We start from the raw sequence: 19,505 nt of genomic DNA, 5'->3' as shown, positions 1-19,505 counted from the left end.
TCGTTTTTGGTTAAATGAAAGGATCAATTGCATTATCCGCAAAACAGGATTCATTAAATTAAAAATGAATCCTGTTTTGGATGATTTGAATTTAATACTTCCGAATTTACAAATAAAACAATATTGAATTTTATTAAAGCGATTTCAAAATCGACAAAATATTTGCTTTACGCAATAAATACGTTGCTTATACAATATTTAAACATCAGTTTGTCATACTTAAAATGTACTAAAATACAATATCCGGAGGCTTAAGTTATGAATCATAGATTACAGCGTACGTTAAGTGTCGCAATGCTAACCTTGACTTTAACTAGTGCTGGAATGCCAATTGTTTCCACACTGGCAGCAACTAGCCAACAACCTGTTGAGAAGAATGATACGAGTGCATCGAATAAGGATTCAAGTAAAAAACAAAATAGTCCATCTGCTAAACAGCCAGCTAACAATAGCGGGATAACTGATAAAAAGAAAGCTAAGCCCAAAGTAAATCCCACTCTAGATCCCAGCGTATGGGCACCATTACCAGACAAACTGTCAGATATTGGTGAAATAACTAATGATAAAGACAAGGTCGATGGTTATGGTGTTTCCGTGTTGGTCATTCCAACAGATGGTCAGCCAGGGGCCCGGATTAAAGGGACCGGTTTAACTAACGATCGTGACTTAGGTGGCTATGTAACGGCCAATAAAAAATGGAAAATCAGGTCTAATCAGTTAATTCGCTCGGAATCTTTGGATAAATTATCAGATACGGGTATGCAAATTCTATTAAAAGACGGCTTAAAGCATATTATTGATTTACGAACTCCGGGACAAATTAATAGCCGACCGGATAGAAAAATTGCTGGCGTTTCCTGGGAAAATCTTTCAGTTCTAGGTGATACTGCTGACAATGGATTTAATACCGATGCAAATGGAATGTTTCCTGATAATCCAACACCAGCACAGGGTGGCGGCTTTTATAATCATCAAGTAGAATTTAGTAAGACCTCGCTAGATGCATACCATACATTTCTTAATAGATTGCTTACTAATTCAGGTGCTACACTATTTCATTGTTCTTCAGGCAAAGACCGGACAGGTATTGCCAGTTTCATCTTGATGTCAGCGCTGGGGATTGATCCTAAAACGGCTGCTTACGATTATATGTTGTCAGATTCATATTGGCATCACGTTGATTATAGCTGGATCAAGGAATATTATCGTGAAATCAAAGAATATTATGGTGACATGCAAAACTATATCACCAAGGCACTGGACTTTTCACCCAAACAACAGGAGCTACTGAAATCTAAATACTTAGTTTCTAATGATGGTAAAAATACAGCTTATCCGGCACCATCTACCCCTAACGTAGTAACACCTAATACATCGGTAAATGTTGTACCATCAGAGCCTAAACCTGCTAATAAAGTAATTGAATCGATTAAGAAACCAATTACTGAAAATCAATCAATTGGTACTTCTAATAAAGTAAATTCAAGTACCGTAAGCCAACCAACTCAGAAGGCTACAAAACATAAGAAAGCACGGACTAAGGTTAAAATTATATCTGTGAAGAAGATTAAAAGGGCTCAATTTGTTCACTTAAAGGGGCATCGAGCCTACTTCTATGATATGAAGCTTAAACATAAAGTTGGCCAATCAGGGAAAACCGGATTTCACCCTAAGGCCAAGTGGAAATTAATGAAGACGGCTAAAATTAAAGTTAATGGCAAGGTTAAAACTTTCTATCAAATCAAAAGTCCACGTGGACACCTACGTTGGATTCAAAAGAACTTTGTGAAGTTGATCAAAGCATAAGCAAATACCTCATTACGAGATTATAACTATATATTTCTAGGCTGATTAAGAATAGAATCTAATTCATTGAATTGGGTTCTTTTTAATTTTAAATTCAACCTAGACTTTTTAATAAATCCAGCCCTTTACAGCGCCCCCTAAAACCTGCTATAAAAGAACTAACACTTCACCAAAAGAGAGGACCTTACCCATGCAACGAAAATATCGTGATTACTTTGCCTACCTGAAGACCATCAACCCGGACCCCAACGCGTCCTTTATCGCGGTCAGTCCCGCCAACGTGCAAAAGACCGACCCCGAGAAGTTTGCGACGCTGACCGCCCGCGCCGGTCGGCGGTGGGGCGTCATCCTGTTCCACGCCCTGTACGGTAATAAGACCACCAAGAAGACGCACGTCCCTTATGCGGTGGTGCACGACGACACCTTTAGTCGGGACTGGGACGGGATCGACCGCAGCGACTTTGACGCCGACGTGGCCATCCTGGTCCAGTGCCAAATGCTGCAGGTCAAGGAAGTTCAAGGCCTGACCCGACTCATCATGCGTTACCCCGAACCGTTGGCGAGTCTGGCCGACCTGCGGATCAAGGGCATCGACCAGATCAATCCCGGTTAACCTTAACCGACCTTGACAGGGACCGGGCAGAACATTATAGTTAGATTAAGAATTAATGAGGAGCTCATCATATGACATTATTGGGAATCACGTTAAACGGTAACTCGCGTTTCGCCCTTTGGTATTTTCGCTAGTGTTTGTGCCCGCTACTGAGGTGCAAACACGATTCTGTGCTTTGCATCGATGCGGCGTGCCAAAGGTTTTTTGTGAGGTCCCAACGCCCATGGATGTATTTCAATCCAGGGGTGTCATCATCAGATTTTTAAGCAACACACCCTTGGTTTAACCAGCTAAGGGTGTGTTTTTTAATTGGTCATGTCGCGGCCATCATTGATCCACAATCTGAGGAGGAATGTTTATGTCCATTAGTCCCGAAAGTTTAACCCACCACATGAATCGTGCCATCGCCGGAATTCAACCGTCCGACATCTTGGCCTTCAACGCCGAAATCGCCAACATCCCCGGTATCGTCCGCTTGACGCTGGGCGAGCCCGATTTCAACACACCCGAACACGTCAAACAGGCTGCCATCCGCAGTATCGAAAACAACGAGAGCCACTACGCACCATCGAACGGGACGCCGGCGTTGCGGCAGGCCGCGGCGAACTTCTTAGCCACCAAATACGACCTGCACTACGACCCGGCCACCGAAGTCATCGTCACGGCCGGGGCCACCGAGGGAATCTACACGGCGTTAACATCGATCCTAAATCCCGGCGACGAGGTCCTGATCCCCACGCCGATTTTCCCACTGTACATCGCCGTGGCGCAGGTCAACGGGGCCGTGCCGGTCTTCATGGATACCTCGGCGGACGGTTTCGTCTTAACACCCGAAAAGCTGAAAGCCACCCTGGCCGCCCATCCCAAGACCAAGGCCGTCGTGCTCAACTTCCCGTCTAACCCGACCGGGGTGACTTACCGAGCCGCCGACCTGCAGGCGTTAGCCGCCGTCTTGGCCGATAAACCGGTCTTCGTTTTGTCCGACGAGATTTACAGCGAACTGACCTACGGGGCGACCCACGTGTCGATTGCGCAGTACCTGCCGGACCAGACCATTCTGCTTAACGGGGTCTCCAAGTCCCACGCGATGACCGGTTGGCGGATCGGCCTGATGTGTGCGCCAAAGGCCATCACGGCCCAACTGGGCAAGATTCACCAATTCACGATCACGTCGACCACCACGAACGCCCAAGCCGCGGCGACCGAAGCGCTGGCTAACGGTCTCGATGACGGACAAAAAATGAAACAGGAATACCAGGCGCGCCGCGATTACCTGGTGGCCGCGCTGGACCAGATTGGGTTCAAGTCGGCGAAACCGGAAGGGGCGTTCTACCTCTTCAGTAAGATTCCGGCTGGCCTGCCGCAAGACAGTATGGCCTTCTGTCGCGAACTGGCCCACGAGGCCCGCGTGGCGTTGATTCCCGGGAGTTCGTTTGGCCCCGGTGGGGAAGGCTACGTGCGGATCAGTTACGCCGCTTCCATGGCCGACTTGAAAACGGCCGTCGAACGGATGACGGCCTACGTGGCGGCGAAGGGCTTAACCAAGGAGGAATCGTAACGATGAAAATTTTAATGTACAGCGTACGGCCCGACGAACAGGCCGCCATTCACGACTGGGCGGACCGGCATCAGGTCCAGGTCGATACCAACGACTTGGAGTTTCACCCGGACACCGCCCACCTGGCCCAGGGGTACGACGGCCTGATCATCCAACAACGTAGTGCCATCGGGGATGACCCCAGCGTCTACCAGCAGTTAGCCGACTGGGGCCTTAAGCAACTGACCAGCCGGACCGCGGGAGTGGACACCATCGACGTGGCGGCGGCCAAGGCGGCCGGGTTAACGGTGACCAACGTGCCGGCCTATTCCCCGAATTCGGTGGCCGAAATGGCGGTTGCCCAGACCATGCGGTTGATTCGCAACCTGGAACTGTTCGACCGGCGCATCGGCCAGCAGAACTTCCAGTGGGCCGGGCTGCAGGCCCGCGAGATTCGCTCGTTAACGGTCGGCATCATCGGGGCCGGCCGCATTGGGGGCGTGGCCGCCCGGTTGTTCCACGGGTTAGGCGCCAAGGTAATTGCCTTTGACCCGGTCCACCACGCCGAATTAACGGACGTGTTGACCTATGTAGATACGAAAGAAGACCTGTTACGCCAAGCCGACGTGGTGGACCTCCACGTGGACCTGAACCCCACGTCGCAGGGCTTATTAGACGCAGCCGCGTTCAAGCAGATGAAAAATGACGCCTTCGTGGTCAACGCCTCACGGGGACCGGTCATCGTGACGGCCGATTTGGTCGCCGCCTTAAAGGCCGGGGAACTGGCCGGGGCGGCGCTCGACACGGTCGAAGGCGAAGCGGCGTTATTTAACCAGGACCACTCCGACGACGTGTTACAGGACCCGTTGATTGCCCAGTTGATGCAGATGCCTAACGTGATGATTACCCCGCACGTGGGCTTTTACACCAACCTGGCCGTCAAGAACATGGTCGACATTAGTCTCGACGACGTGTTGACTATCGTGCAGGGCGGGACCAGCGAACACACGATTTAAGTTTAAGTCAACCCACGCTTTTGATTGAATTTGATAAGATTATTCGTTCATTGCAATATAGCATCTGATATTACTGTGGCGTTAATCAATAAATTAAAAAACTGACGGTTTGCTGTCATAGAGTTAGATATGTATAAGGATAATTAGATAAATCTATTAAATACTCTAAAACCCCAAAAGCGGCCAACTGACCGCTTTTTTGAGTATGATATTAAATAGCCTTGAAGCTCACTATATCTAATTCACTAAATTTTTCGAGCTTATTGGCTTCAATAACCTTATATTCGCAGTAATAAATCGACTACTTTAGGTTACAGTGTAGGTCTAAACCAATAGAATATGTGATAAAATTTACTATATAGGGATCTTAATATCAATAGGGAGTGATTTATTTGTTAAAAAAGTACGCCTTTGGTTTAGGGATACTAGTGCTAGGACTATTTTGTCAATTCGACAACATATCGGCAAAAGCAGACTATAGTTTTTCAATTAAACCCTTCAAATTAGGCACAATACCAACTACTCCGTTATATTCCAAAAATCATTTTAATCGTACATACTATTACTACTTTGATTCACAAATGCCAGCTAAGGCCAAATCAGCTTTCAGATATGCAATCAAAGATTTTAATCGCACTAAAGTTGTGTACTTAAAACCTAAGCCAGCATCTATGAAACCATCTCAAACAGGTCGTCATCAAGTTTTACGTTTTGGAATGTACACCAATGAAAAGAAGGAAAATGGTTTGGATGCTTCTGGTCATGGTGGCCCCGGTAATATTAATACCCACATTGACTACAAAGGAACTACCGTAACCCATGATCCTTATATCGCCGCCATGAATCGAGCTCATCCGTCTTACTCGCGTCAAGTCGCCGTTCATGAAACCGGACATGCATTAGGCCTGGCTCATAATTTTAGTGATCCCGATTCAGTTATGAATTACTGGCGGGCATCAAAATTATCAAAATCTGATATTGCAGGTCTTAAGATTATTTATAAGGGGTTACCAATCAAATGAAAAAATCACTAAAAATAATCATGGCTTTAGCCATTATGTGGTCCATTGTCTTTTGTGTTCCTAACATTGCTCAAGCCGCGACCTGGCACAAGGGCGTTCCCAAAACTCTCAGGGGTAAATGGGATGGTGGGGCTTTTAAAAACTATGACGATTCTAAAAGAAAGCACTTTACTGGATATAGAGAATCTCGATTCTATTTAACGAATTCCTTTGCTAGTCAGATTTCCGTAATGCTTAATAAGCATAAAAAGATTAATTACGTCGGTGTTGCGGCGCCGTATACACATATAAAATATAAGCAGTTATCAAAAAAGAAATACCAAATTAAAGGTAGCGCTATATATACAGGACGTGATAGGTTAAACGTGTATTCTAAAGTGCTTAACCTTACGATTCATGTAGTATCAAAAAACCATATTACTATTGCTCAACCTAACCGGCTAACTGAACTTTATTTACGCGTTAAATAACTTCAAAATTTTCTCGTCCAACTATGACTGAATTCTGCTTAGCAACATAGACATTTCCATAAGTAGATGTGTAACGGCGTTCAGTTAAGTACTCCCGAAGTATCACCACTTTGAAGCCCGTTAATATAGCGTGTTTAGTGGCAAGATTTCGCACAGGTGAAGAAAATATCGTTGACTAAGCGACAATAATTTCTAGTCAATTTCATTTTAAACCAATTGATTTTCTAACGGGTCTCGACTGACGAGGTCCGTTTATTTTTCCAATAAAGTGATCGAGACTAGTGAATAATTCTACTAGTTCATAAAATAAAGGATGTTTCGATAGACTTCGTCTGTATTTTGTTATAATATGTACACACGAAGAAAGGTGGGATTTCTCATGATTAATCCTGACGACCTCACTCAAGAAGTTAAATTATTTAAAAATGGAAATTCTTATGCTTTTCGGGTGTCTAAAAAGGATCGGGAGTTTCTAGACGTGGATGACCAGACAAAATTCGAAAAAGTAGTTTCGCCAGATGGTCAGTCCATTACCTTTAAAAAGGTTAAAACGACTCGTCCTAATATTTTAGAAGCCGCTAACGAATTATTTGATGAACACGCTGACTTGATGAAACGGTTGGAAGATCTATGATTTACTTAACGCGAGAAGAATACATTAGCATTAATCAACTGGTTTTACGCAAGGCCAATAGTTCGGTCGTTGGTGTCCAGTATCCTCAAGGATTGGATATTGTGGTTGAGCAACCTGGCCAAGTTCTGTTTGGCCGCGTCCTCTATCCTAATATCTGGATCAAAGCGGCATTCATTATCCAGAAAATTACGAAGAAGCATATTTTCCAGGATGGTAATAAACGAACGGCGTTACTAGCGGGATTGACCTTTTTAAAAGTTAACGGTTATCGCCTCTCGTTTACCAGCGATGAGGGGGAAAGTTTGATTCTAAGCGTGACCAACAGTCCTGATAATGAAGAAATTATGTTAACCCTCGCGGAATGGTTAAAAAAGCATTGTGTCAATCATAAAAATTAGAAACTAAGTTAAGCACGCTACCCTGACGGTTTCGAAACCGTCAGGGTAGCGTGTTTAAATTTATTCTGGTGGCGTTTCCCGACTCAACCGGGAGCGAATCCGGCTCAACGACACGGGCGTCATCCCAAGGTAGGTCGCAATCTCGTGGAGCGGCACCCGGTCGAGCACCTCGGGATTGTCGGCGACCAAGGCCTGATAGCGCCCGGTCGGGGTACTTTGCAGCTGGGTGTAGACCCGTTGACGGTAGGCCATGAACCGCTCGCACAACCACCGATTGAGGCTGGTTTCGAATTCCGGGTAGGCTTGCCGGAGCGCTGCAGGTAGAAGCTTTCAAACGACGCGACGGGTTGGTTCTCGAAGAAAAACTGAAACGTGATGTCCCGGCCGCTGGCGGTGGTCCGCCACATGCGTAGGCTGCCCTGAACGATCAAATAGAGGTTGGTGGCCACGTCACCGGCCGCCAGTAAGGTGGTCTGGGCGGGGATTGACGCCGTTTTAAATTTAGATTGGACGCTGGTCCAGTGTGCCGCTAACTCCGGAAACTGGGCCCGTAAATAGGCGGGTAATTCAATTGCCATGGTTTTCACTCCATCCCTTAACATTTGTTAATGCGTGACCGGGGGCCCGCGGGTAAACTAAAGCCATCAAATTCGATAAAGAGGGCTTTTAACTATGAAAACAGTGATTATCTTCGACCATCCCTACACGGCAACGGCCAGCGAAAACGTGCCCCACCACCGGGCCTTCCTCGCGGCGTTGGCCCGCCAGGTCACCCAACAACTCGCGGCGCAACACCAAGAAGTCGACCTGATCGACCTGCACGCCGACCACTTTGACCCGGTGATGTCAGCGGCCGAACTGGGCCGTTGGCGTCAGGGTAAGCCGGTCAACGACCAGGTGGTCGATTATCAGCGGCGCCTATTAGCAGCCGACCAGATTATCTTCATGTTTCCGGTCTGGTGGGAGGTCATGCCAGCGATGACCAAGGGCTTTTTGGATAAGGTCTACGCCAAGGGGCAACTCTACGCGGCCCCGTCGATGGAAACGAAACTGGTCAAGCATCCCCAGATTCGGATCATTACCACCATGAGTACGCCGAATTGGGCGTACCGCTGGGTGTTCGGTGCCCCGTTGATCAAGGCACTCCGGCGCGGAACGTTTTATAAGACCCGGCTGTGGCACGTGCGGTGGCAGAACTTCGCCCAGGTCGAGAAAAAATCGTTAGCCGAACGGCAGCAATTACTGGCTAATTTTAAACTGAAATAAGCGACTTTTTCTTAAACGGGTCCCAGTGTGGGGAACCCGTTTATTTGATTAGTGCCGAAAAGTTGACCGCAGTCACAGGGTTACCATGTTGGCGAATCAGCGCTAATAGGTCGGTTGTTTTTAAACAGACTGTGGCCGTGTTGTCGTTGGGGTGCACGCCAATGAGCCCCGGCGCGGCCAGGAAGGCTTGATCGATGAAAAAGTTAATGCGTCGCGAATCGTCGTTTAAGAGACCCAGTGGGGTGACCGCCCCGGGAATGACACCCAATCGAACCTTTAAGTCTTGCGCCGACGCAAACGTTAAGCGCCGCGTGTGAAATTGTTGCCGAAAGGCCTTGAGGTCCACCCGCTGATCCCCCTTAACCGTTAACAAATAGTAGGTCCGATGGTGATCATCGCAAACCAAGAGATTTTTAGCCTCGGCCTCCGGATAGGGCAGTTTGACGGCGGTCACCTCCGCCATGTTATAGACGGCCGGATGTTCGGTGATTTCGTGCCAGAGATGTCGTTGCTTAAGTAGGGCGTAGATGGCGGATTTGTTCACTAGTAAATACCTCCTTGGACTGTTCTTTCACTATTATGCACCTAATTTTTAAAATTAAGTTGTGAAGGGACCAATGTCTGTCTTAAAGTACCGATTATTCAAAATGCTAACACGGGGGCAAAGAGCTTGTGTACGGGTTACGCGTACAAAACATTCGAGGAGGGGTTAAGTTGCAAGAAGCCTACACGCCAACCGGAGCTAGAAGGAATCTCTATCGCCTACTTAAACAGGTGGCGACGGAGCATAAGCCGGTGACCATTCAGCAAAAGGATGAAGCTTTAGATACGGTGATTGTGTCCAAAAGTGATTGGGATGCGCTACAAGAAACCCTCTATTTGGTCCAAACGGGAACTTTGGATAAGGTAAACGCCCGTGAAAAGGATGATTCGGGATTTACCAACGTGGAGGACGTTGGTTAACCAACCGCGTGAGGTGGCGGTTGATTAGCAGCGTTCCGGCGAACCCTTATGGTAAGATAGTGGTATTGTGTGACTCAAATGCGGGTCACTAAAAACGGCATTATTGGAGGCATTTATGGCAACAGCTACTACCACGCTGGCGGACCTTTCCCAACCGGTTCACCAACAACTCAGTCAATATCGCGTACACCAGATTCAAGCCGTCTTGACCCTCCTCGATGAGGGCAATACGGTCCCGTTTATCGCCCGTTACCGCAAGGAACGCACCGGGACGTTGGACGAGGTCGCCATTCGTGAGATCGAAGACGAGGCCCACCGACTTCAAAAACTGAACCAGCGCCGCCAAGACGTGTTAAAGTTGATTGCGGAGCAGGGGAAACTCACCCCGCAACTTAAGCAGCAGTTGACCCAAGCGACCGCCTTACAACAGGTCGAGGACTTGTACTTACCCTATAAGCAAAAGCGCCGGACTAAGGCCACCGTGGCCCGTGAAGCCGGGTTGACACCCTTGGCCCAATGGCTGCTGACCTTTCCGCAAAGCGCGCTTGACCAGCGGGCCCGTACGTTCATAAACGCGGATCAGGACCTGCCGGACGTCGCCGCGGTCTGGGCCGGGGTCCACGAGATCCTGGCCGAAACGTTTAGCGAGCAGGCCGCCTTTCGGGAATGGATCCGCCGCTACACCTGGCAACACGGCGAACTGACCAGCAAGCTCAAGCGGCACGCCGAAGATGAGCAACAGGTCTACGCCACCTACTACGACTTCCACCAGCCGTTAAAACAACTGCCGCCGTACCGGGTCCTGGCGCTTAACCGCGGGGAACGCGAAAAGGTCCTCACGGTCGGCATCGCCGTGGACCCCACGTCGATCTTACAATACGGACATTTTCGGTTAGTCGGGCAACACCATGGTCCGGCCGTCGCTAAAATCACGGCCGCGTTTGCCGACGCCTACAAGCGGTTCTTGGGGCCGGCCATCGAACGCGAACTACGGCGCCAACTGACCGACACGGCCGATACCCACGCCATTCAGGTCTTCGGCAACAATTTATACCACCTGTTGATGCAAGCGCCGCTGAAGGGCAAGGTCGTGATGGGCTTCGACCCGGCGTACCGGACCGGCTGTAAACTGGCCATCATGGACGCCAACGGCCGGTTCTTGGCCAAGCAGGTGATTTACCCGCACAAGCCCGCCAGTGCCAAGCAACGCGCCGCGGCCGGTCCCGAGTTCAAACGCCTGTTGGCCCAGTACCACGTCGAAATGATCGCCATCGGCAACGGGACCGCCAGCCGGGAATCTGAAGAGTTTGTCAGCGATATTCTTAAGACCCTGGATCACCCGGTCTATTACGTGATTGTTAACGAAGCCGGTGCCTCCGTGTATTCGGCCAGTGCCAACGCGCGGGCCGAATTCGCCGACTTACACGTCGAAGAACGCTCGGCCGTCAGCATCGGGCGGCGCCTGCAGGACCCCTTAGCCGAGTTGATCAAGGTCGACCCCAAGGCTATCGGGGTGGGGCAGTACCAACACGACGTTCCCGAAAAGGCCCTCGACGAACAGCTGGACCGGGTGGTGGAAACGGCGGTCAACCAGGTCGGCGTCAACGTCAACACGGCCAGCCCGGAACTTTTGACCCACATCTCCGGGTTAACGGCGACCACCGCGCAAAACATCGTGACCTACCGTAACGACCACGGGGCCTTCAAGAACCGGCAAACCTTGAAAAAGGTCCCCCGTTTGGGACCCAAGGCCTACCAACAAGCGGTGGGCTTTCTGCGGATCATTGCCGGGAGCGACCCGTTAGACAACACGGACATTCACCCGGAAAGCTACCCGGTCGCCCGGCAACTTTTAACGGACCTGCACGTGACGCCCCAAGCCATCGGCACGCCCAAGTTGCAGCAAGAATTAGCGCAGTTGAACCGCGCGCAGTGGGCCACCCAACTCGATGTGGGACCCGCGACGCTGGCCGACATCTGCGACGGCCTCAGTAAACCCGGCCGTGACTTGCGGGATAGCATGCCGGCCCCGCTGTTGCGGCAGGACGTCTTGACCATGGCGGACTTGCAACCGGGAATGGAACTCCAGGGGACGGTCCGCAACGTGGTCGACTTTGGGGCGTTCGTGGACATCGGCGTCAAGCAGGACGGCCTGGTCCACATTTCGCAACTGACCGACCACTACGTCAGTGACCCCAGCACGGTGGTCACGATTGGGGATGTGGTAACCGTGTGGGTGATGAGTGTCGACGAACAGCGGCAGCGGATCCAATTGACCATGCGGCAAGCGCCCCAGGCCTGAATTTTTCATTAAACCGACAATGACTCCCAGTAATCTGTTAAAATAGAAAGCCTTGGCGTTAGGGCGGCGCAAGCGTTAGCCGTCTAAGACCGCCAACCGACCCAGAAAGTGGTGAAGATTGAATGACGGAAAAAGAAAAAATGTTGGCGCTCATTGCCAAGAAGAAGCAAAACGGCCATAACACGCAACACACTGCGGCCAAAAACGACCGCAAGAACATGCGCAAGGGCCCCAAGATTTTCAACAAGTAGGGCTAAAATTAGTTCCAGGAGGACCAGTCGGGGCACGGCTGGTCCTTTTTGGCGAACTCTCGGACCGGCAGTTGCCGGCAGCATGTTCTTTAGCGCCTGGATAACGTATAATGAATTTAGCAACAGCTAGACCAGCTAAAAAGGAGAAATAATTATGAAGACCAAGCAGAGAAAGTGCCGGCTGCGGAGCGGCGGGGCCCTCATCATAGGCGTCCTCCTGGGGTTAATACCGTTAATTGGTAGCGCTAACACCCCGGCGAAGGCGGCTAGTGTGGTCACGCCGCTACCGCCCACCGCGTATTACGCCGTAAAGGACGGACAACTCGCCGACCTGACCGCGACTGGGATGACGGCTGCTCACCCGTTAGCCCGGACCACGCCCACCACCTGGACGGCCACGGCCCAAACCGACGTGCCCACCACGACCGGCCAGACCAATCGGTATCTCTACATAAGTAGCGCCCAAGATGGCGTACAAGGGTGGACGGCCGCCACTAATCTTCAACCGGGACGCACCTACCAGACGACCGCGCCGCAGGCCGTTAAGGCCCAAAACTACGTGGCCGTGAAGTCGTTTAAAGCCGCCCCGGTGCCGACTCGCAAGGTTTACCGGTTGGTCGGGCAGCGGCAGGCCATGCATTGGCAAGCCCGGGCAAGCTTGCAGCGGGACAAGACCTACCGGGTCACTCAGCGCCGGACCTATTACCAAGCCGGGAAGGCCTATACCTACCTGCACGTCACTAGCGGGAAGACCACCGGCTGGGTCTGGCAAGCGGATTTGAAACGTGGGACCGCCTACAACGTGACGCACCACCAAGCCGCCATTAAGGCCAAGCTCCAAAAATACCTGAATTCGGTGACTAAGGATGGGACCGCCGCGGTCGCCTTTTACAATCTCACTCCCGTCAAAGACAGTCGTGCAGCTAAAGCGCCCCACGCGGCGGTCTATCGGCAGGGGAAACTGGCCGTTAACGCCCGGGGCAGTCACGTCACCACGTCCGCCAGCACCTATAAACTCTACATCGCCGCGTATTTAATGCACTTAAAACAACGCCACCGCTTCTCCTGGACCCGCGCGAACCGGGCGGGGATGACCCGGATGATCGTTAAATCGGCCAACGATTACCCGGTCAGCGTCCTGCGACGCCACGGCCGAACGTCTATTAACCATTGGGTAGCGGCCCAGGGCTATTACGGCCACCCGTTCAGTGCGGCGCGCGCCTCGCGGACCACGGCGAACAGCCTGGTCAAGGTCTTAAAGGACCTCCAGCTGGGGCAGCAGGCCTTCACCAACCGACAAGACCGGGCCTTCATTTTGAGTTTGATGAAACGGCAGGTCTATCGCCGCGGCATCCCCACGGGGGTGGCCAGAGCGGACAAGGGGACGGTCGTGCGGGATAAGGTCGGGTTCTTGAACGACAACAATGGCGACGCCGGCATCGTGACGCTGCCCAACGGCCAACGGTACTTACTAGCCGTTCTGACCTGGGGTCGCGGTCAACACGGATTTAGTGGTTACCCCCGGATCGCGCGAATCGCCGAGCACGTGCAGAAAATCGTTTATTGAAAATGTTATTACTAGCAAAAGGGCCACAGCAGGGAAAACTGTTGTGGCCCTTTTACTATGGCTTGTAAAAATCTTTCAATTCCTTGCGCCATCATGACAACGTAAAAAATTTGCTCAGCGTTTAAGTGAAACTTTGCTGTGATAACGCCCGTTTCAAGAAGTCCGGGGTCTGTTGGTATTGGAATTCGGCGAGTTGGGACCGACTCATGTCGAGACGCTCAAAGATCCAATCTTTGAACAGCCCCATGACGCCGTATTGATGGTACCGAATGGCCATCTTCTGTTGCGTGGTCAGGGGACCGTCCTGTAGCCGTTCCACGGCAGCTTGGGCCATTGAATAACTATGCTGGTTGACGTACCCCTCAATGGAATTTTGCGACTTATCGGTGAAGGCCCGTTGATAAAAGGTCTTGCGTTTTTCAAACTGAGCCATCATGCGGTCAATTTGTTGGGGACTAAAGGATTGCGGCTCGTCCGCCTCGACGGCAGCGTAATCCTGAAGATAGATCCAGGCCGCCAAATCGTATTTGTCCCGAAAGTGGTAGTAGAAAGCCTGCGGGGTCGCCCCCGCCAGCTTGGCCAACTGGGTCACCCGAATCCGTTCCATGGGAATGGTGCGTAAAAGGTCTTCTAGGGCCGTTGCAAAGGCCCGCTGACTGAGCGTTTTCAGTGCCACATTAACCCCTCCTTGTTTGTCATTTACTGTATTCTATAAAGTTTCTTGACGGATAGTCAATTTTATCAGGTGCGACTTGGTCTTCTCAGCGGCATAATGGCCTCAACTATTAGAAACGAGGTCTTGGTCTTATGAATATTTTTATTACAGGCGCTACCGGATAACTGGGAACTTATGTGATCGATTATCTCAAACAGTTCGCCCCACAAGCGCAACTGTTTGGGCTGGCCCGCAGCACGCAAGCGGCCCAAAAACTGGCGAAAAAGGGGGTCATCGCCCGTCGCGGAGACTACGCGGAACCGGCCAGTCTGGTCACGGCCCTGACGGGGATGGACCGTCTCTTGTTCATCTCGGTGCCCCAGGCTGAACTTCAGGCGAACGTGGTCACCGCGGCTCAACAGGCTAATGTTGGGTTCATCGCCTATACCAGTATTAACGGCATTGCCTATCCCAAGGTCGGGTTAGAACAGAACCACCGTCAAACGGAGGCCCTGATTACCGCGACAGGTATCCCGCATACCTTCCTTCGAAACAGTTGGTACCTTGAAATGGAAAAGAATCCCTTCAAGGCCGCTTTGGCGACGGGCGTTTACGACACCCTCAGTCAGGGGAAAGTCTCTTACGCCACCCGTCAGGAATACGCCGAGGCCGCCGCGCGGGTGATTGCCAATCCTCAGTTTGGTGCGGTCGTGGAACTGGGACGGGATGCCTTTACCCATCGGGAGCTTGCGCACGCGTTAGCCACCGCCACGGAGCAACCACTAAGCGTTCAACAGGTCGATGCGGCCACTTATCAGGCCTGGTTAGCCCCGTACACCGCCACCAACTTTGAAACTGCCATGCAAGCGTACGTTCAGCACGGGGACAATGGGGAAGCGGCAGTCACCCAAACGACCTTCGAGACAGTTCTCGGCCATCCATTGAATTCACTGGTGGACGCTATCCGCACGATTCTCTAATCAACGCTACGAATCCTGATGGTTTAAATCGATATCGCACAAATAGCCAGTAAGGCGATTCTCAACGACCGCTTTACTGGCTATTTACCATTTTGAAGTAAGTAAATTGTGATCAATAATAATCACGAGCCGAGTATAAATACAACGTGCCACCTTCGATCCGATAAATCAACCGATGCTCGCCGGTAATCCGCCGCGACCACTTGCCGGTCAGCTCATGTTTTAGGGGTTCAGGCTTACCTTGTCCCGAAAAAAGGTGACGAGTAATGTCTTTAATCAGCGCATTGATTTTGCGAATTTTTTTCTTGTCACCCGGGTCTTACCAGTACCTGTAATCTTGCCAAGCGTCATCTGACCAATAAATTCCCATCTCAGTCATCCTCGGGGTCTATGAGGGCATGTTGTTTGCCTTGCTCCTTGGCAAATTGGGCCTCCCCACGCCTAATCTTGTCCATTAGGGGTTGGTTCGAAAGAATGCGCATGGTCTCGGTCATTGCATCGTAATCGTCTTTAGACAAAACCACGACGTCATCTTCTCCTTTTTTAGTGGTGACAATCAGTGGTTCGGAGTCTTCATAAAGGATTTGAGGTTTTGCCGAAAATTTGTGTAGTTAACAGCGTCCATTCGAAATCACTCCACTCTGTACGCTATACTGTACAGTCTATGCGAACCAAAAACAACTTTTTAGCTTGATAATAGGCTAACCAAAACTCTACCTGCAACCTCGAGACTTCCTGATTTGTAGAATGCTTGCAATCCTTTAATGGCAGCAGGCAACGAGTCTCAACTAGCCTTCAAGCCGTTCGTTCTATATAATTGACCTGACAAGTTCATTAGGAGGTCAATCGAATGCAGGTTAATGACTATCAGGATTTACGCGTCCAGCGCACGATTACCAGTATTTACGACGCGTTTAAACAACTCATTTGTGAAAAAGATTATTCAAAAATTACCGTGACCGAGCTCGCGCGGTTAGCACGGATTAATAAAAAGACGTTTTACCGTTACTATCCGACATTAGACGATCTCCTTCGTGAGTTACAGGCTCAGTACTCGAAGGCCTACCTCGACGAGATTGCTGATTTACGCTACCCACGTGATTTGGCCAAGAGTGTGGCAGCCTTTTTTACCTATTCTGCCAGCCAAGGCGAGGCTTACGACCGAATTACCACTTGCACGGTGGGGTCTTACGTGGGCATTCGGCAACAAATGATCAATGATGTGATGACTAAAACCTGGGGACAATCCCCGGAATTTAACCAATTAGCCGACTGGCAAAAACAAATTTTATTGAATTTTGTGGAACAGACGGGGTTAAAGGTTTACACCACTTGGGTGGCCAACGGGCGAGTCGAACCGTTAGCCGACGTGATTCGGGCAGCCACGGCATTGATGCAAGGTGGGGTAACTCAGTATTTGAATTTAACTAAATAGATGGCCGTTCAGACGGTGATTATCGAATTTTTTCGATAATCACCGTTTTTTGGTAGTTTTATGCGTCACATTCCTCAAAAGGGTGGCATATGTCTCGCTTTGAAAAAGAGTGCCCATTTTTTTGCCGTGGGGTTCCTTGCATAATAAAGCCATCAACCAAATCACGGAGGTTATCAGAAAATGTCAACACAACTTAATGAAGAACGAGCGGTCACTCAGGTAGTTCACCAGCAGGTTCAAGGGATGCTCACCAAGAATTTAGCGTTACTGGACCAGGTCATTGCCCCGAATGCCAAGTTCTTTCACATTACGGGACAAGTTCAAAGTAAGACGGAGTGGTTACGCCAGATTCGGTTAGGCCGAATGCATTATTTTAGCAGTCGGGAGGTTTTGTTTCAGGCTACTGTGACGGGTGATCAGGCTCAGGTCATTGTGCGTAACGAACTAGATGCCCGCATTTACGGGTTCCGCAACACTTGGCCGCTACAATCGCAAATCACATTAGTTAAGGGACCACACGGCTGGCAAATTATTGAAGCCCACGCTTCGATGTATTAATTAAGGAGGAAATATGACAAAAAGAAGAATGGCCATCGCGACCATCGCGCTACTCATTGCAAACTTTATGGGGGGCTTAGACGCCACCATCGTTAATACGGCTTTACCGGCCATTACCAGCGACCTTAACGGAATTCGACTCATTGGTTGGATCAGCTCTATTTTTTTACTGGGAACGGCGGTGACCACGGTCTTATGGGGCCGCGTCGGTGAAGCGATTGGCAACAAACGAACTTTTCAGATTTCAGTGATTCTTTTTATTGTTAGTTCGTTGGTCGGCGGCTTGTCCACCAGCATGCTGATGTTAATCGTCGCCCGAGCCTTCATGGGGATTGGGGCCGGGGGGATGGTCTCTATTCCGTTCATCATCTACGCCGATCTGTACGCCAATCCAGCTGAACGGGCTCGTGCTTTGGGATGGGTGACCGCATTTTACACCTTATCGACCGTTGTGGGACCACTAATTGGGGGTTGGTTGGTCGATACGCTCTCGTGGCACTGGGTCTTTTTCATTAACCTACCCATCGGGATTATTTCATTACTCCTTTTACAATTTTCCTACCGTGAAGGGAAGCGTGCGGCCTCACAAAACCACTTTGATTACTTAGGCTCCGGTCTACTGATTGCGACCTTGGTCGTCTTGCTATTCGCCAGTGACTCGATTGCGACCAATATCGGTCAAACACTGGTGTTGGTCATCATCGGTTTAGTGCTCATGGGCGTCTTCTATCACGTCGAAAAACATCAAACCCACGCCTTAGTGCCCATTGAACTACTAAAAAACTGGCAGATTCAATCCCAGAACGTCATCATGTTCTTAATTAACGGCTTTTTCATCGGGTACAGTGTTTACGCGCCAATGTGGGCGCAAGGGCTCTTAGGAACCAACGCGACTTACGGGGGGCTGACTCAAATTGCCGGTTCCGTGCTACTGCTTATTGGAACGCGCTACACGGCGCACCTTATGGAGAAGCTTCCTTACAAACGCATCGTCATGCTAGGCAGTCTTAGCGTTTTATTGTCAGCAGTCGCCATGACACTGGCGACCCAATCCGCTCCTTATTGGTGGTTGTTGGTTAGTGGGGGCTTTAACGGCCTGGGAATGGGGCTGGCCTTTACCCCCATGCAGGTGTCGTTACAAGACGGTGTACGGCAAGACTTAATTAGCGTCTCAACCACATTCGGCTTACTTTTTAGAACCTTGGGCCAGACGTTTATGTCCGCCATTTTTGGGGCAGTTTTGAGTCTAAGCACGGCTAGTCAGGTCGGCGGTCGGCTCACCACGCGGATGATGAACCAATTGACCGACGCCAGCTCAGCTCGTCATTTACCTCAAACCCTGTTACCCCAATTACGGACCATTTTATTCAACGGTTTGCATCTGATTATGGGGATTGGCTTGGTCCTCGTCATTTTAGCCATTTTCATCAACCTCACCCGGAAAGAACCCGCCAAACAACCTCGGTAAAACAATAAGCGTCGTTTCCATCAAAAGCGGGGCATAAGTCCCGGTATCAAAATCATTGACCATTTTTTCAGAACTCAATTCACGAGATAATGACATTGTCATCAAGAAGGGAAGTTACAAATTATGAATACTCAAGAAATCGCAGATCGGTTAGCTTTGAAGGAACTTGTTGATTTATTTTCTAATTACTCGGACACCAAGGAAAATGACAAGCAGGTCCAGCTGTTCACCCCGAACGGTCGCGTTAATATCATCAATGATGGTGAGGTCACGTTTACGCTAGACGGACGGGAGGCCATTCTAAACGCCTTCAGTTCTTCCATGGATGACTATTCCGCTGTCTTTCACATGAGTGGTCAACAAACCGTTAGTTTTAAAGACGCTACCCATGCGGATGGGATTGCCTACAATTACGTAACCCTGGTTAAGACCAACGACCACGGGCAAACCGTTACGACTAACGAGGGAGTGCGCTATCAAGACCATTACGAAAAAATTGATGGCCGGTGGTATATTGCCGAACGTAATTCCAACTTTATCTGGCATACGGAGGAGGTTCACTAA

The 19,505-nt window shown here is 50.1% G+C and carries 21 protein-coding genes and 3 pseudogenes; 18 read left to right on the top strand and 6 right to left on the bottom strand.

Annotated elements, in window-relative coordinates:
* Positions 1-258 precede the first annotated feature (258 nt).
* The 8 genes from FD38_RS02990 to FD38_RS02960 all read left to right on the top strand — a co-directional run bounded on the left by FD38_RS02990 (position 259) and on the right by FD38_RS02960 (position 7,496).
* Complete coding sequence (locus tag FD38_RS02990; RefSeq protein ID WP_057730984.1) at positions 259-1,806, top strand: tyrosine-protein phosphatase; 1,548 nt, start codon at positions 259-261, stop codon at positions 1,804-1,806.
* 190 nt (positions 1,807-1,996) lie between these two features.
* Positions 1,997-2,419, top strand: a complete 423-nt coding sequence (locus FD38_RS02985; RefSeq protein ID WP_057730982.1) for a hypothetical protein — start codon at positions 1,997-1,999, stop codon at positions 2,417-2,419.
* A gap of 358 nt (positions 2,420-2,777) precedes the next feature.
* Positions 2,778-3,977: an aminotransferase class I/II-fold pyridoxal phosphate-dependent enzyme gene (locus FD38_RS02980; protein ID WP_057730981.1), complete on the top strand. Its 1,200-nt coding sequence runs from the start codon at positions 2,778-2,780 to the stop codon at positions 3,975-3,977.
* A gap of 2 nt (positions 3,978-3,979) precedes the next feature.
* The gene (locus tag FD38_RS02975) at positions 3,980-4,972 is read left to right on the top strand and encodes a D-2-hydroxyacid dehydrogenase (RefSeq protein WP_057730979.1); all 993 of its coding nucleotides are present in this window, start codon (positions 3,980-3,982) and stop codon (positions 4,970-4,972) included.
* A 392-nt stretch (positions 4,973-5,364) separates the two neighbouring features.
* A complete protein-coding gene (locus tag FD38_RS12530; RefSeq protein WP_083485251.1) occupies positions 5,365-5,994 on the top strand; it encodes a matrixin family metalloprotease in 630 nt (209 codons plus the stop codon).
* Positions 5,991-6,464, top strand: a complete 474-nt coding sequence (locus tag FD38_RS02970; RefSeq protein WP_057730978.1) for a hypothetical protein — start codon at positions 5,991-5,993, stop codon at positions 6,462-6,464. The genes FD38_RS12530 and FD38_RS02970 overlap by 4 nt, the downstream gene beginning before the upstream one ends.
* A 379-nt stretch (positions 6,465-6,843) precedes the next feature.
* Positions 6,844-7,098, top strand: coding sequence for a hypothetical protein (locus FD38_RS02965; RefSeq protein WP_057730975.1), 255 nt, complete (start codon positions 6,844-6,846; stop codon positions 7,096-7,098).
* A complete protein-coding gene (locus tag FD38_RS02960) occupies positions 7,095-7,496 on the top strand; it encodes a type II toxin-antitoxin system death-on-curing family toxin (RefSeq protein WP_057730974.1) in 402 nt (133 codons plus the stop codon). The genes FD38_RS02965 and FD38_RS02960 overlap by 4 nt, the downstream gene beginning before the upstream one ends.
* Positions 7,497-7,556: 60 nt before the next feature.
* Here FD38_RS02960 and FD38_RS13000 read toward each other — a convergent pair whose 3' ends face one another.
* Positions 7,557-7,748 carry a cyclic nucleotide-binding domain-containing protein gene (locus FD38_RS13000; RefSeq protein WP_057730972.1) on the bottom strand — a complete coding sequence of 64 codons (192 nt, stop codon included), beginning with the start codon at positions 7,746-7,748 and terminating at the stop codon, positions 7,557-7,559.
* A gap of 98 nt (positions 7,749-7,846) precedes the next feature.
* Positions 7,847-8,074: pseudogene (locus tag FD38_RS13140) on the bottom strand (cyclic nucleotide-binding domain-containing protein); the annotation flags it as partial.
* A 94-nt stretch (positions 8,075-8,168) separates the two neighbouring features.
* Here FD38_RS13140 and FD38_RS02950 point away from each other — a divergent pair.
* Positions 8,169-8,762 (top strand): NAD(P)H-dependent oxidoreductase, encoded by a 594-nt coding sequence (locus FD38_RS02950; protein ID WP_057730971.1) that lies wholly within the window; start codon positions 8,169-8,171, stop codon positions 8,760-8,762.
* Between the two features lie 40 nt (positions 8,763-8,802).
* On the opposite strand, the gene FD38_RS02945 is transcribed toward FD38_RS02950, so the two are convergent.
* Complete coding sequence (locus FD38_RS02945; protein WP_057730969.1) at positions 8,803-9,306, bottom strand: prolyl-tRNA synthetase associated domain-containing protein; 504 nt, start codon at positions 9,304-9,306, stop codon at positions 8,803-8,805.
* A 170-nt stretch (positions 9,307-9,476) separates the two neighbouring features.
* Between FD38_RS02945 and FD38_RS02940 the strand changes: the two genes are divergently transcribed.
* The 4 genes from FD38_RS02940 to FD38_RS12525 all read left to right on the top strand — a co-directional run bounded on the left by FD38_RS02940 (position 9,477) and on the right by FD38_RS12525 (position 13,845).
* Entirely contained in the window at positions 9,477-9,725 is a 249-nt protein-coding gene (locus FD38_RS02940; RefSeq protein WP_057730968.1) for a type II toxin-antitoxin system Phd/YefM family antitoxin, read from the top strand.
* A 115-nt stretch (positions 9,726-9,840) separates the two neighbouring features.
* Positions 9,841-12,027 (top strand): Tex family protein, encoded by a 2,187-nt coding sequence (locus tag FD38_RS02935; RefSeq protein WP_057730966.1) that lies wholly within the window; start codon positions 9,841-9,843, stop codon positions 12,025-12,027.
* Positions 12,028-12,149: 122 nt separating this feature from the next.
* Entirely contained in the window at positions 12,150-12,278 is a 129-nt protein-coding gene (locus FD38_RS13070) for a hypothetical protein (protein WP_057730965.1), read from the top strand.
* A gap of 154 nt (positions 12,279-12,432) precedes the next feature.
* Positions 12,433-13,845 carry a serine hydrolase gene (locus FD38_RS12525; RefSeq protein ID WP_083485250.1) on the top strand — a complete coding sequence of 471 codons (1,413 nt, stop codon included), beginning with the start codon at positions 12,433-12,435 and terminating at the stop codon, positions 13,843-13,845.
* Between the two features lie 121 nt (positions 13,846-13,966).
* Here the strand turns inward: FD38_RS12525 and FD38_RS02920 are convergent, their stop codons facing one another.
* Positions 13,967-14,521 carry a TetR/AcrR family transcriptional regulator C-terminal domain-containing protein gene (locus FD38_RS02920; protein WP_057730963.1) on the bottom strand — a complete coding sequence of 185 codons (555 nt, stop codon included), beginning with the start codon at positions 14,519-14,521 and terminating at the stop codon, positions 13,967-13,969.
* 176 nt (positions 14,522-14,697) lie between these two features.
* On the opposite strand from FD38_RS02920, the gene FD38_RS02915 reads away from it, so the two are divergent.
* Positions 14,698-15,480 (top strand): NmrA family NAD(P)-binding protein, encoded by a 783-nt coding sequence (locus tag FD38_RS02915; protein WP_057730962.1) that lies wholly within the window; start codon positions 14,698-14,700, stop codon positions 15,478-15,480.
* A gap of 112 nt (positions 15,481-15,592) precedes the next feature.
* On the opposite strand, the pseudogene FD38_RS12520 reads toward FD38_RS02915, so the two are convergent.
* Both FD38_RS12520 and FD38_RS02910 read right to left on the bottom strand, forming a co-directional pair.
* Positions 15,593-15,850: pseudogene (locus FD38_RS12520) on the bottom strand (Txe/YoeB family addiction module toxin).
* Position 15,851: 1 nt separating this feature from the next.
* Positions 15,852-16,105: pseudogene (locus FD38_RS02910) on the bottom strand (type II toxin-antitoxin system Phd/YefM family antitoxin).
* Positions 16,106-16,330: 225 nt separating this feature from the next.
* Between FD38_RS02910 and FD38_RS02905 the strand changes: the two are divergent.
* The 4 genes from FD38_RS02905 to FD38_RS02890 all read left to right on the top strand — a co-directional run bounded on the left by FD38_RS02905 (position 16,331) and on the right by FD38_RS02890 (position 19,505).
* On the top strand, positions 16,331-16,915 hold the full coding sequence (locus FD38_RS02905) for a TetR/AcrR family transcriptional regulator (RefSeq protein WP_045806506.1): 585 nt from the start codon (positions 16,331-16,333) through the stop codon (positions 16,913-16,915).
* Between the two features lie 180 nt (positions 16,916-17,095).
* Positions 17,096-17,473, top strand: a complete 378-nt coding sequence (locus FD38_RS02900; protein WP_057730960.1) for a nuclear transport factor 2 family protein — start codon at positions 17,096-17,098, stop codon at positions 17,471-17,473.
* 13 nt (positions 17,474-17,486) lie between these two features.
* Positions 17,487-18,941, top strand: a complete 1,455-nt coding sequence (locus tag FD38_RS02895; RefSeq protein ID WP_057730958.1) for an MFS transporter — start codon at positions 17,487-17,489, stop codon at positions 18,939-18,941.
* A gap of 123 nt (positions 18,942-19,064) precedes the next feature.
* Positions 19,065-19,505 (top strand): nuclear transport factor 2 family protein, encoded by a 441-nt coding sequence (locus FD38_RS02890; RefSeq protein ID WP_225430751.1) that lies wholly within the window; start codon positions 19,065-19,067, stop codon positions 19,503-19,505.

This window comes from Levilactobacillus zymae DSM 19395 (assembly GCF_001434115.1).
In the GTDB taxonomy this organism is placed as follows: domain Bacteria; phylum Bacillota; class Bacilli; order Lactobacillales; family Lactobacillaceae; genus Levilactobacillus; species Levilactobacillus zymae.
This window is presented reverse-complemented; position numbering and strand designations above follow the sequence as displayed.

Excerpts from the sequence above, each read along its gene's own strand:
- FD38_RS02990 (WP_057730984.1), top strand. The coding sequence starts at position 259 with ATGAATCATAGATTACAGCGTACGTTAAGTGTCGCAATGCTAACCTTG.
- FD38_RS02985 (WP_057730982.1), top strand. The coding sequence starts at position 1,997 with ATGCAACGAAAATATCGTGATTACTTTGCCTACCTGAAGACCATCAAC.
- FD38_RS02980 (WP_057730981.1), top strand. The coding sequence starts at position 2,778 with ATGTCCATTAGTCCCGAAAGTTTAACCCACCACATGAATCGTGCCATC.
- FD38_RS02975 (WP_057730979.1), top strand. The coding sequence starts at position 3,980 with ATGAAAATTTTAATGTACAGCGTACGGCCCGACGAACAGGCCGCCATT.
- FD38_RS02970 (WP_057730978.1), top strand. The coding sequence starts at position 5,991 with ATGAAAAAATCACTAAAAATAATCATGGCTTTAGCCATTATGTGGTCC.
- FD38_RS02965 (WP_057730975.1), top strand. The coding sequence starts at position 6,844 with ATGATTAATCCTGACGACCTCACTCAAGAAGTTAAATTATTTAAAAAT.
- FD38_RS02960 (WP_057730974.1), top strand. The coding sequence starts at position 7,095 with ATGATTTACTTAACGCGAGAAGAATACATTAGCATTAATCAACTGGTT.
- FD38_RS13000 (WP_057730972.1), bottom strand. The coding sequence starts at position 7,748 with ATGGCCTACCGTCAACGGGTCTACACCCAGCTGCAAAGTACCCCGACC.
- FD38_RS02950 (WP_057730971.1), top strand. The coding sequence starts at position 8,169 with ATGAAAACAGTGATTATCTTCGACCATCCCTACACGGCAACGGCCAGC.
- FD38_RS02935 (WP_057730966.1), top strand. The coding sequence starts at position 9,841 with ATGGCAACAGCTACTACCACGCTGGCGGACCTTTCCCAACCGGTTCAC.
- FD38_RS13070 (WP_057730965.1), top strand. The coding sequence starts at position 12,150 with ATGACGGAAAAAGAAAAAATGTTGGCGCTCATTGCCAAGAAGAAGCAA.
- FD38_RS12525 (WP_083485250.1), top strand. The coding sequence starts at position 12,433 with ATGAAGACCAAGCAGAGAAAGTGCCGGCTGCGGAGCGGCGGGGCCCTC.
- FD38_RS02905 (WP_045806506.1), top strand. The coding sequence starts at position 16,331 with ATGCAGGTTAATGACTATCAGGATTTACGCGTCCAGCGCACGATTACC.
- FD38_RS02900 (WP_057730960.1), top strand. The coding sequence starts at position 17,096 with ATGTCAACACAACTTAATGAAGAACGAGCGGTCACTCAGGTAGTTCAC.
- FD38_RS02895 (WP_057730958.1), top strand. The coding sequence starts at position 17,487 with ATGACAAAAAGAAGAATGGCCATCGCGACCATCGCGCTACTCATTGCA.
- FD38_RS02890 (WP_225430751.1), top strand. The coding sequence starts at position 19,065 with ATGAATACTCAAGAAATCGCAGATCGGTTAGCTTTGAAGGAACTTGTT.